6 protein-coding genes, 3 tRNA genes and 3 rRNA genes are annotated in these 12,543 nt (G+C 41.3%); all 12 read right to left on the bottom strand.

All coding sequences use genetic code 11. The features are described 5' to 3' along the window. Nucleotides 1-112 precede the first annotated feature (112 nt). The 12 genes from G7084_RS02905 to G7084_RS02850 all read right to left on the bottom strand — a co-directional run bounded on the left by G7084_RS02905 (nt 113) and on the right by G7084_RS02850 (nt 12,369). Nucleotides 113-592: a Firmicu-CTERM sorting domain-containing protein gene (locus G7084_RS02905; RefSeq protein ID WP_246163849.1), complete on the bottom strand. Its 480-nt coding sequence runs from the start codon at nt 590-592 to the stop codon at nt 113-115. Between the two features lie 262 nt (nt 593-854). After that, a tRNA-Leu gene (locus G7084_RS02900) sits at nt 855-938 on the bottom strand. A gap of 20 nt (nt 939-958) precedes the next feature. After that, nucleotides 959-1,031: transfer RNA gene (locus G7084_RS02895), tRNA-Val, on the bottom strand. Nucleotides 1,032-1,037: 6 nt separating this feature from the next. After that, a 5S ribosomal RNA gene (rrf, locus tag G7084_RS02890) occupies nt 1,038-1,154 on the bottom strand. A gap of 93 nt (nt 1,155-1,247) precedes the next feature. Beyond that, nucleotides 1,248-4,162: ribosomal RNA gene (locus G7084_RS02885) — 23S ribosomal RNA — on the bottom strand. 256 nt (nt 4,163-4,418) lie between these two features. After that, nucleotides 4,419-4,491, bottom strand: a tRNA-Ala gene (locus G7084_RS02880). Between the two features lie 77 nt (nt 4,492-4,568). Next, nucleotides 4,569-6,149, bottom strand: a 16S ribosomal RNA gene (locus tag G7084_RS02875). The 16S, 23S and 5S rRNA genes sit together here with 3 tRNA genes alongside, the layout of an rRNA operon. A gap of 450 nt (nt 6,150-6,599) precedes the next feature. Next, nucleotides 6,600-8,771 (bottom strand): LTA synthase family protein, encoded by a 2,172-nt coding sequence (locus G7084_RS02870; protein WP_166009890.1) that lies wholly within the window; start codon nt 8,769-8,771, stop codon nt 6,600-6,602. Nucleotides 8,772-8,842: 71 nt separating this feature from the next. Further along, on the bottom strand, nt 8,843-9,094 hold the full coding sequence (locus tag G7084_RS02865; protein ID WP_166009888.1) for a YkuJ family protein: 252 nt from the start codon (nt 9,092-9,094) through the stop codon (nt 8,843-8,845). Further along, nucleotides 9,091-10,101, bottom strand: coding sequence for a lysylphosphatidylglycerol synthase transmembrane domain-containing protein (locus G7084_RS02860; protein WP_166009886.1), 1,011 nt, complete (start codon nt 10,099-10,101; stop codon nt 9,091-9,093). Before G7084_RS02860 ends, G7084_RS02865 begins: the two co-directional genes overlap by 4 nt. Before the next feature lies 1 nt (nt 10,102). Next, nucleotides 10,103-11,125 (bottom strand): glycosyltransferase family 4 protein, encoded by a 1,023-nt coding sequence (locus G7084_RS02855; protein ID WP_166009884.1) that lies wholly within the window; start codon nt 11,123-11,125, stop codon nt 10,103-10,105. After that, entirely contained in the window at nt 11,125-12,369 is a 1,245-nt protein-coding gene (locus G7084_RS02850; protein ID WP_166009882.1) for a glycosyltransferase family 4 protein, read from the bottom strand. The genes G7084_RS02855 and G7084_RS02850 overlap by 1 nt, the downstream gene beginning before the upstream one ends. Between the last annotated feature and the right edge of the window lie 174 nt (nt 12,370-12,543).

The following is a 12,543-nucleotide window of genomic DNA, read 5'->3' as shown; positions in this document are numbered from 1 at the left end:
ATTAAAACAACTCCCGCAGCAATCGAAATCGATAGAATTGGTGATGTTGATGCTCCATCGCTAACAATTGTTCCACTCCCTAAATTGGGATTATTCATCTCGACTTTATTGACTAAACTTGGACTTTTACCATGGCTGATAATGGAATCATAATGTGTAAAATTTGCGCAGGATGATCCGCATTCCCATTTTCACGAACTAAGACGGTTCCGGTAACAGTCTGCTGAATATTACTTGAATAATTATTAGTTTGGAATTTAATATTTGCGGTCTGTCCTACTTTGGTAGGTACATTATTTGAATCCGCTCCATCAATATTCAAAACTGCTTGTTGATCACCTAGTTTAAAATTAAAACCATATCCTTGAAAAGTTGTCGTTCCTTGTCCCTTAGGATCATTATTATAACTTAGATAAATTGCGTTATTCTGAACAACCATTCCCCATGAATGAATTGTGGAATCACTGTATGAAACCTGACTCATCGGGATACTATCATAATTAAAATCATCTGCATGAACCGTTATTAGATTTAAAGAACCTACTAACGATACGATTAGACCGATTAATATTATATTTATTTTCTTACTCATTTTAAACACCCTCTAGTATTATTTGTGACAAAACAACCACCAAATACTTATATTAACATTTATTAAACTTTTTGACCATATTTATAGTCATCATCTAATAATATTAAATTCAAATTATACTTTTATTATATTTGATAATTTTTATATATTAAATCCCATATTATCTCACTTGTAGATATTATGGAATAATATTTGTAAGTAAGCTCAAAAAAGAGCTATAACTAGAAGTAACCTCCTAGCTATAACCCTTTTTGTTTTTTTATGCCGTCGGTGGGAATCGAACCCACACTCTCTTGCGAGAACGGGATTTTGAGTCCCGCGCGTCTACCTATTCCGCCACAACGGCAAGTTATTTAAATAACTAAATGGACGTTACAGGGATCGAACCTGTGACCCCCTGCTTGTAAGGCAGGTGCTCTCCCAGCTGAGCTAAACGTCCATGATTGCGTCGCGACTTCCTATCCTCGCAGGAAGCGATCCTCCAACTACTTTTGGCGTTACTGAGCTTAACTTCTGTGTTCGGGATGGGAACAGGTGTGACCTCAGTGCTATCGTCACGACACGGATTTAATTGTTGAGAGTTAATTCCCTCAAAACTGAATCATATTTTTATAAATTTTAACAACATACCTTGAACCACCACGTCGTATTCAACTTGGTTAAGTCCTCGAACCATTAGTACTAGTCCGCTCCATACCTCACGGTACTTCCACTTCTAGCCTATCTACCTCATCATCTATAAGGGGTCTTACTTCTTTCGAATGGGAAATCTCATCTCGAGGCGAGTTTCACACTTAGATGCTTTCAGCGTTTATCTCATCCGTACATAGCTACTCAGCGATGCTCCTGGCGGAACAACTGATACACCAGTGGTACGTCCACCCCGGTCCTCTCGTACTAAGGGCAGCTCCTCTCAAATTTCCTACGCCCGCGACGGATAGGGACCGAACTGTCTCACGACGTTCTGAACCCAGCTCGCGTACCGCTTTAATGGGCGAACAGCCCAACCCTTGGGACCGACTACAGCCCCAGGATGCGATGAGCCGACATCGAGGTGCCAAACCTCCCCGTCGATGTGGACTCTTGGGGGAGATAAGCCTGTTATCCCCAGGGTAGCTTTTATCCGTTGAGCGATGGCCCTTCCATGCGGAACCACCGGATCACTAAGTCCTACTTTCGTACCTGCTCGACCTGTTAGTCTCGCAGTCAAGCTCGCTTTTGCCTTTACACTCTACGAATGATTTCCAACCATTCTGAGCGAACCTTTGAGCGCCTCCGTTACCTTTTAGGAGGCGACCGCCCCAGTCAAACTGCCTGCCAGACACTGTCTTCCACCACGATTAGTGGTGTGAGTTAGAGTGATCATACAACGAGGGTAGTATCCCACTATTGCCTCCATCGAAACTAGCGTTCCGATTTCTACGGCTCCTACCTATTCTGTACAAGCTGCACAAGCACTCAATATCAAGCTACAGTAAAGCTCCATGGGGTCTTTCCGTCCTGTCGCGGGTAACCCGCATCTTCACGGGTATTTAAATTTCACCGAGTCTCTCGTTGAGACAGTGCCCAGATCGTTACGCCTTTCGTGCGGGTCGGAACTTACCCGACAAGGAATTTCGCTACCTTAGGACCGTTATAGTTACGGCCGCCGTTTACTGGGGCTTCAATTCGCACCTTCGCTATTGCTAAGCACTCCTTTTAACCTTCCAGCACCGGGCAGGCGTCAGCCCCTATACGTCATCTTTCGATTTTGCAGAAACCTGTGTTTTTGATAAACAGTCGCCTGGGCCTATTCACTGCGGCTCAGCTTGCGCTGAGCACCCCTTCTCCCGAAGTTACGGGGTCATTTTGCCGAGTTCCTTAACGAGAGTTCACTCGCACACCTTAGGATTCTCTCCTCGACTACCTGTGTCGGTTTGCGGTACGGGCAGGTAAACACTAACTAGAAGCTTTTCTCGGCAGCGTGACATCATGGACTTCTCTACTTTATTTCGATCCTCATCATCACTTGTTCTTATAGGGATAAGCATTTAACTACTCCCAAAACTTGTGATTTAACCCAGCACTTCCAGTCGCTGGGATCCATTAGCCTTCTGCGTCCCTCCATCGTTCAAACATGTTCACCTGGTACTGGAATCTCAACCAGTTATCCATCGACTACGCCTTTCGGCCTCGCCTTAGGTCCCGACTAACCCTGGGAGGACGAGCCTTCCCCAGGAAACCTTAGTCATTCGGTGGACAGGATTCTCACCTGTCTTTCGCTACTCATACCGGCATTCTCACTTCTATGCGCTCCACCAGTCCTCACGGTCTGACTTCATTGCCCATAGAACGCTCTCCTATCGCGCCACTTACGTGGCACCCGTAGTTTCGGTGGTGTGTTTAGCCCCGGTACATTTTCGGCGCAGAATCACTCGACTAGTGAGCTATTACGCACTCTTTAAATGGTGGCTGCTTCTGAGCCAACATCCTAGTTGTCTATGCAACTCCACATCCTTTTCCACTTAACACACACTTAGGGACCTTAACTGACGATCTGGGCTGTTCCCCTTTCGACAATGGATCTTATCACTCACTGTCTGACTCCCGGACATACGTAATTGGCATTCGGAGTTTATCTTAATTTGGTAACCCGAGATGGGCCCCGCACCAAAACAGTGCTCTACCTCCAATACGCTACATTCCGAGGCTAGCCCTAAAGCTATTTCGGAGAGAACCAGCTATCTCCAAGTTCGATTGGAATTTCACCGCTACCCACACCTCATCCTAGCATTTTTCAACATGCACAGGTTCGGGCCTCCAGTGCGTCTTACCACACCTTCACCCTGGACATGGGTAGGTCACCTGGTTTCGGGTTTACAACTACATACTATGGCGCCCATTTCAGACTCGCTTTCGCTACGGCTCCGGTCTTTCCACCTTAACCTTGCATGTAATCATAACTCGCCGGTTCATTCTACAAAAGGCACGCCATCACCCATTAACGGGCTCTGACTTCTTGTAGGCACATGGTTTCAGGAACTTTTTCACTCCCCTTCCGGGGTGCTTTTCACCTTTCCCTCACGGTACTGGTTCACTATCGGTCACTAGGTAGTATTTAGCCTTGGGAGATGGTCCTCCCAGATTCCGACCGGATTTCACGTGTCCGACCGTACTCAGGATCCTACACGGGAGATTGTCTGCTTTCGTCTACAGGGCTATCACCTTGTTTCGCGTGGCTTCCCAACCACTTCGACTAACATACAATTTTGTAACTCCACAACGGTAGTCCTACAACCCCAAAGTGCAAGCACTTTGGTTTGGGCTCTTCCGGGTTCGCTCGCCGCTACTGACGGAATCGATATTTCTTTCTACTCCTGTTGCTAATGAGATGTTTCAGTTCACAACGTCTACCTTCAACTAGTCTATATATTCAACTAGTGATAACTTGCATAACAAGTTGGGTTCCCCCATTCGGAAATCTCCGGATCAAAGCTTACTTACAGCTCCCCGAAGCATATCGGTGTTAGTACCGTCCTTCATCGGCTCCTAGTGCCAAGGCATCCACCATGCGCCCTTAATAACTTAACCGATCAACTTTCGTTGATGATTCAAGTTTGAGTATGCGACCTTACGGTCGCTTGCGATTACCACGATATAAATATCGTGATGAACTAATTAAAAAACTCAAAAAATAACGCGGTGTAATTCACTGTCAATCATCATTGCGATGATCAACCCTTGATTTACTCGGTTCAATTTATATTGTATTCAATAAAATTGAAATTTTTAAAATTTATATATATGATTCAGTTTTCAAAGAACTAATTTAACACCGAAGTGTTAATGGAGAATAGCGGGATCGAACCGCTGACCCCCTGCTTGCAAAGCAGGTGCTCTCCCAGCTGAGCTAATTCCCCAATAAATTAAATTGAGTGTAGAACACTCAAAACTAAATAACGTTTCAACGAAGATGCAGGTTTCCGATTTTCCTTAGAAAGGAGGTGATCCAGCCGCAGGTTCTCCTACGGCTACCTTGTTACGACTTCACCCTAATCATCTGTCCCACCTTAGGCGGCTGGCTCCTAATAAAAGGTTACCTCACCGACTTTGGGTGTTACAAACTCTCATGGTGTGACGGGCGGTGTGTACAAGACCCGGGAACGTATTCACCGCGGCGTGCTGATCCGCGATTACTAGCGATTCCGACTTCGTGTAGGCGAGTTGCAGCCTACAGTCCGAACTGAGACAAGCTTTAAGAGATTTGCGCACCCTCGCGGGTTGGCGACTCGTTGTACTTGCCATTGTAGCACGTGTGTAGCCCAGGTCATAAGGGGCATGATGATTTGACGTCATCCCCGCCTTCCTCCGGTTTGTCACCGGCAGTCTTGCTAGAGTGCCCAACTGAATGCTGGCAACTAACAATAAGGGTTGCGCTCGTTGCGGGACTTAACCCAACATCTCACGACACGAGCTGACGACAACCATGCACCACCTGTCACTTTGTCCCCGAAGGGAAAGTTCCATCTCTGGAGTGGTCAAAGGATGTCAAGACCTGGTAAGGTTCTTCGCGTTGCTTCGAATTAAACCACATGCTCCACCGCTTGTGCGGGTCCCCGTCAATTCCTTTGAGTTTCAACCTTGCGGTCGTACTCCCCAGGCGGAGTGCTTAATGCGTTAGCTTCGTCACTCAAGGGCGGAAACCCTCGAACAACTAGCACTCATCGTTTACGGTGTGGACTACCAGGGTATCTAATCCTGTTTGCTACCCACACTTTCGAGCCTCAACGTCAGTTACAGTCCAGAAAGCCGCCTTCGCCACTGGTGTTCTTCCATATATCTACGCATTTCACCGCTACACATGGAGTTCCACTTTCCTCTACTGCACTCAAGTTATCCAGTTTCCAAAGCAATTCCTCGGTTGAGCCGAGGGCTTTCACTTCAGACTTAAATAACCGTCTGCGCTCGCTTTACGCCCAATAAATCCGGATAACGCTTGGAACATACGTATTACCGCGGCTGCTGGCACGTATTTAGCCGTTCCTTTCTGGTAAGATACCGTCACACACTGAACAGTTACTCTCAGTGTCATTCTTCTCTTACAACAGTGTTTTACGAGCCGAAACCCTTCATCACACACGCGGCGTTGCTCCATCAGACTTTCGTCCATTGTGGAAGATTCCCTACTGCTGCCTCCCGTAGGAGTATGGGCCGTGTCTCAGTCCCATTGTGGCCGATCAGTCTCTCAACTCGGCTATGCATCATCGTCTTGGTGAGCCATTACCTCACCAACTAACTAATGCACCGCGGGACCATCTCTTAGTGATAGCAGAACCATCTTTTAAATCAAAACCATGCGGTTTTAATTGTTATACGGTATTAGCATTTGTTTCCAAATGTTATCCCCTGCTAAGAGGTAGGTTTCCCACGTGTTACTCACCCGTTCGCCACTCACTGCAATGTTGAAAATCAAATCTGAACAAGTTCTTCATATCATTTCAACCACAGTGCGTTCGACTTGCATGTATTAGGCACGCCGCCAGCGTTCATCCTGAGCCAGGATCAAACTCTCAATTTAAAATTGAAGCTTGAGTATAACTCAATCTTTTTTTGTTGTTTAACAGATGTTAAACGAATTTACTAGCGAAATTGACTTCGCAAATGTTTGTATCTACCATATTATAAATATGAGACACACCTGCACATTTGTTTCATCGAAACGTTATTTAGTTTTCAATGTTCTACTCGCTGACCTCTTACGAGACAACTTAATTAGTATAACAAGCAGCTGATTTAATGTCAACAACTAATTATATTTATTTTTTGTCAACTAGCCAACGAATTAATCGTTTGCCCTTAGCCGACTTAAATAATATACTCCATTTCATATTGAGCGTCAATAACTAATTTCAAGCATTGGCTTCAAATTTACTATTCCATAGTTCTAGACGCCTTTCAACCATACTTTCATAATTTCGTCTTACTTTAATAAATACAAAAAGCACAGCTCAAAGCTGTGCTTTTTGTATTAACGATCGTGCTCTGAACCATGACCACTCAAAATTGAATTTACCGAAGCAATTTCATTTGAATTGGTCCCATCTTCACCGTCATTTTTTTCTTGTTTATTGCCACCAAGCTCTGGTGCATCAGTTTTGTATTCGGTTAACTGACCTCCATGAGCTCCAATGACCGTTTTGCTTTGATCAACTTGTTTCAGTTTTTTCAAACTAGTACTTTTCTTATAAGAGATGTTTTTAGTCTGATTCTTAGGAATATCTTTTTTGTCTAAGAAACGAAGTAAGTTTCCTTGAACTACCTTATCCGAATAACCCAAGGCTTTTTCAACATATTTGTTAGCATCATCAATTGCCATCTTGGCACGCGGATCCTGCTTAGGATTGATTTTAGTTCCCGTTGACGTAACATAGTAACTAGATCCCACGCGCGTATACTCACTAGTCACCCAGTTTCCATTTCTGAAAGGTACGATCTGCTTATTTTGACTCGACAATAAATCTTGACCGAATTTAATCTGTTGGTCATCGTCAATTCCCAACAAGCCAAGCAAAGTTGGCATTACATCAATTTCACCACCATAGGTATGTTTAATTCCACCTTCCATACCTGGTACACGGACCATAAATGGAACTTTTTGCCAGTTAGTTAAGTCCGTCGCAGTTACTTTATCAGTTCCTAATAATTTAGCAATGGCACTTTTATGGTTTTCTGATATTCCATAATGATCTCCATATAGTACAATCATTGAATTATCCCAAAGTCCATTATCCTTCAAATTTTGTTCAAATTCACCAAACGCTTGATCCAGATAACGTGCCGTTTGCACATACCCATCTACAGTTCCATCGTCCGTTTGGGTTTTATTAATCGAAACATTTTGTTCATCCAAGTCATACGGATAATGATTCGTCACTGTGATGACTTTTGAATAGAATGGCTGTGGCAACTTTTCAAGATAATTAGCTGTCCCCTTCAAGAAAATTTTATCTTTCATTCCATATCCAACATTATAGTCTGGATTATCAGCATTCTTATAATAAGACTTTGAGAAGAAATAGTCATAACCCCAATTTTTATAGGTATTATCACGATTCCAAAATGATGGTACATCCCCATGGAAAGCCGCACTTGTGTAACCTTCTTGGCTCAATTGAGCAGGCATAGTTTGGAATGTATTAGTTCCACCATAATTAGACATTACTGAACCCGATGACGTTCCAAAGAGGGATGTTTCAAGCATCAATTCCGCATCGGCTGTTTTACCTTGGCCCACTTGATTATAGAAATTATCAAAAGCAGTAGTATTTTGATCATGATAAAAAGCATTTATATTAGGGGTAACTTCTTGCCCATCCCAGCGATAATCCAATAAAAATTGTTGGAATGATTCTAGATGGAAAATAATAACGTTCTTACCCTTGGCTTTACCAAAAGTCGCACTATTGGCTAACGTTTTATTCTCATTCACAAATTCTTTGATCTGGTCTAAATCAGATGATTTAGCTTTTTTAACTTCATTTGCTTGTTCCTTAGTTTTCACAATATTGTAGGCCGCATACTCATTTAACCCCAAATATTTCACAATATAGTTGTTATCAAATGTTCGTGTTAGTAGCCCTGATCGATCAGATGAGGCCATTCCAAAGACAGCTAACATTGATGCCACTCCCAAAGCAGTCGTTAAAATTGCAAACCGTTTTTGAACAACTCCTTGATCTACTTTAATACGCTTAAAGACAAGCAACAAAATTAAAATGATAATATCCAGAAAGACAATAAAATCAATCGGATGAATAATCTCACCAATCGCCTTTCCCAAATTATTTTGCACCGACCCCCCAGCCTTCATGATATTTAATGAAATGAAGTCAGAGAATTCACGATAATATAAAATGTTTGAAAATAACCATAAAGACTGGATAAAGTTAATAATAATCATTAACCAGTAAGCCAGTTTTCCCCGGAAATATAAAGCGATTCCTAATAAAATTACCGCTGTTGGAATTGGATTAACAAATAGCAAAAATTGTTGCAGTAATCCCTTAGCTCCCAAGCTAAACTCAAATTGATAAGCCCAGTAAGTTTTAATCGTCACCAAGATGACTGATAAAATCAAGAATCCGATGGTGGAATTAAAATCAGGCCACCATTTTTTAATCGCTGACACAACCCGTTGCATGCCAAATCCCTCTATTTCTTTATTTTTTAATTTGTTAAACTCAACAATATTAACCTAAGCTAAACTGAAGCTTAAAAAGATAATTTAAATTCTGATAATCGCTCATAGATTTCAATTGCTAATGCATCTAAATCATCAAAAGCAAATTGACTTTTATTCCGTCCCTCTGCTAATACAAATAAGTTTGATGGCTGATCATAGCGAACCGTCACCACATTAACACCAAATAAATCAAAATTACGTTCTTGTAATGGCTGATCTGTACTTGTTTGCATCGCTTGAAGTCGTTGTACAATCGCAGTTAACTCACTTGCGTTTTTCAAATTTTGCTCCTTTTTACTGGTAAACTAAAGGCGACAATACCTGCAAATAATCCAAAATAGTAGGTAATAATGCGCCAAATAAGCATCGCTAATACTAACGCACCAGAATTAGGTAAAAAGCTACTAAAAAGCATGCTAAACCCTACTTCTGCTCCACCGGATCCTCCTGGAATCGGAAATAGTGAAATAACCATTACGATTAAAATATGTAGTGACATCACAAAAATCAAATTGGCATGATGCTGACCCAGAGCCAATAAAATAAAATAAGGGATCGCATAATAAAACATTAATTGAATGAATGTAACGATAATCACCTTGACTAAAGTTTTAATATCACGTCCCATGCGTAAACTTTCTGCATGAAAATTATCAATTTTACTTAGAATTTTGGCATACCATTTTTGGTAATGTTTTAAGCTTACCCAGCGAACCGGAATCAAGCAAAGCTCTACTAAACGATGGGTTACTTTAGGTGAATACATGACTAACAATAATAATGTGACAACTACTAAGTGAATTAAAAATCCCAAAACCACGATTAACGTCATTTGATGTAGTTTCGTTGTTATAAATTGAAACCCCACAATTAACGCAAAGAGAAAATTAACTACAATCATACTTTGGTAGACTACAAATTTCATTAATAGGACTGAACTAGCTCGTCCCACATCCAATCCCGTCTGTGCCAATGCGATTAATTGCATGGGTTGTCCACCACTCGAAAACGGTGTTATTCCATTACCCAATTGTTCTACTAAAGGTACTCGAATAGCATTGGCCCAACTGATTGAATCACTCTTTGTATCAACCATAATTTTCACTACCAATGCCTCTAGCAAAAGGTACACTACCATGGCCAAGACTGCTACTATGATCCAACCCCAATTTAAAAGTTTTAATGACGTTTGGAGCTGCTGACCATCTACATGGCGCATCGACCAACCAAAAATCAAGCCACCCAGTAATAACATCCCTACAAAAACTAAAATATTTTTTCGCGACATATTACTTCCTTTCTGCTTGATCCCGGTAAAATTGTTCCCATAATTCGGCAACATAATCTTTAGAATACCGCTTTGAAGCATTTAAGGCTTGCTGTGTCATTTCACTTTTCAATTTTAAGTTGGATTGGAGTTGCTCTAACTGATTTTGCATCGCATTTCGATCAGATGCAGCTAAATAATAACCAGTTAAAATTTCTTTATAGAGCTCTAAGTCTCGTAAAATAGTCGGCGTGCCAGCACTAAAAGCCTCCAAAGCTGACATCGGAAATAGTTCGTTAAAACTAGGTAATAAGAAGACATCTGCCAAATTATAATATGCATTCATTTTATCGCGTTTTACAATGCCAGGAAATTTAAGATTAGTCGGTGGATTATCGACGACCTTTTTCAACTCCTCATAACCAGCTGTAATCCCACCAAATGAAAAACCACCCGTCCAAACAAACTGCCATTGTGGATTATCTCGTGCAAGTTGGATAAAATCAAAGACACCTTTTCGTTCTTGAACTTGGCCCACTCCTAAAATGATAAAATCTTCTGGCTGATAACCCATTTTCTGTCGAAAAGCTTGTTTTTCATCAATTGTTAGTGGGTAAAATTCATCCTTCGTTACAAAATTAGGGATATAGGTGACTTTTCGAGTTGGAATCCCCGCCTGTTCTAATTTTGGAATAAAAGTGGGATTTACCACAACGATCTGATCCATTCTTCGATAAAAAGCCAAAACATATTTATAAAAAATTTGTTTAAAAGGCCAAATTAATTTAATTGAGCCATCCAGAGTTTCCGGAAGAAAATGCACGTAACCCACCTTACGGCCACGGCCTGGTAAAAAGGTATTTAAATAAAATCCAAAATTAATCGTATGGTAATGACTAATATCTGTTTTACCCAATTGATTTATTTTAATTTCAAATTGATCAGCAAAACGGTCTTTTAACAAATTAACTAATTCGCGATAAGCCGACCCAACTCCTTGACCGGGAACGGTTTCCGCGGATGAAAACATCGTAATTTTTAACATTAATCGTTCCTCTTGTTTTTAAATATCCTTCGGCTAAAAATTCGTGCATATTCAGCATCTGCATTTTCAACTTCTTCCAAATCACCCTCATGGTAAACCGCGATTGCCTCTTGGTAAAAGGCTTCCACACGCTGACCAAAGGTACGTTCATCGATTTCATGTAAAATATTTGCACGTGTCGTAGGATCACCTAGAGTTTTTCCCGCCATAGTCGCTAATAAATATTTGCGCATGGGCTCAACTAATTCATTTGGATCGCTCACGAGAGTTCCTAAATTTTCATCAGTAATCACAGTATCTAGATAGGGGCTATGCATCGCTACTACCGGAGTTGATCCGGTCATCGCTTCAATGTAAGTCAATCCTTGTGTTTCACTCTCTGACGCAGAAACAAACACGTCAGCGAGGCAATAATAGCTATACGCTGATTCATGATCGACATATCCCGTGAAAATCACGTTATCCATAATTTCAAGCGCAGCAGCGTGATCATGAATCGCTGACTCAGCAGGACCATCACCTGCGATAATTAATTGTGCCTCAGGAATATCATCTAAAATTTCAGCAAAGCTTTCCAAAACTGCCTCAATATTTTTTTCAAAAGCCAATCGACCTAATGATAATACAACCGGAGTCGTCGACTTTAAGCCTAACTTCTGTCTTAATGCAGTACTCTGATCTTCCTCAGGAGCATGTAGCACCTTGACTCCCGTTGGAATAATTTCGATCGGGACTTTAATTCCATAATCAATCAATTGCGAGCGTGTTTGTTCTGATGGTGCAATCATTCCAGTCAAGCCGTACGTGTATCCTCTTAAAATAACACCTACGCTTCCAGGTCTAATAATTCTCCCATTGAAAATATAATGAGTATAATCTTCATAATTTGTATGATAGGTGTGTACGACCGGGATGTGTAGTGCCCGGGCCACTGACTTCCCAAATAATCCCAATGAAAATTCAGTCTGTGTATGTACAATATCCAAATTGAGTTCTTTAGAAATCTCTTGAACCTGCAATCCACCACGATACGTCACCCTTCGTTCTTTAAAACCAACAAAAGGGATACTGGCAAAACGATAAACATTTGGTTCATCAATCCGTTCTGGCGCATTAGGATCAGTGGAAGTAAAAATATATACATGATGACCCTGTCGCTCTAATTGCTTCCGTAACGTTTCAATTGAGGTCGCCACTCCTGAAAGTTGTGGTAAATATGTATCTGTAAAAATACCAACATTCATCGATTAGCTCCTTTCTAAATGTAAAAACCAATATTCTTACATAATAACAAAATTCTTTGATAATTTCCCCATATTTAGGATAAAAGCCCCTACTTCATCACTAAGTCTTCATGATTTAGGCCATTATTCCATCCAACGACAATCATTTGTTTACGCCTAACTACCTTCATTCAA

The sequence above is a fragment of the Weissella coleopterorum genome (assembly GCF_011304355.1).
Classification (GTDB): domain Bacteria; phylum Bacillota; class Bacilli; order Lactobacillales; family Lactobacillaceae; genus Weissella; species Weissella coleopterorum.
Note: the sequence above shows the minus strand (reverse complement) of the source record. Positions and strands in the feature narration are given on the sequence as shown.

Excerpts from the sequence above, each read along its gene's own strand:
- G7084_RS02905 (WP_246163849.1), bottom strand. The coding sequence starts at position 592 with ATGAGTAAGAAAATAAATATAATATTAATCGGTCTAATCGTATCGTTA.
- G7084_RS02870 (WP_166009890.1), bottom strand. The coding sequence starts at position 8,771 with ATGCAACGGGTTGTGTCAGCGATTAAAAAATGGTGGCCTGATTTTAAT.
- G7084_RS02855 (WP_166009884.1), bottom strand. The coding sequence starts at position 11,125 with ATGTTAAAAATTACGATGTTTTCATCCGCGGAAACCGTTCCCGGTCAA.
- G7084_RS02850 (WP_166009882.1), bottom strand. The coding sequence starts at position 12,369 with ATGAATGTTGGTATTTTTACAGATACATATTTACCACAACTTTCAGGA.
- G7084_RS02860 (WP_166009886.1), bottom strand. The coding sequence starts at position 10,101 with ATGTCGCGAAAAAATATTTTAGTTTTTGTAGGGATGTTATTACTGGGT.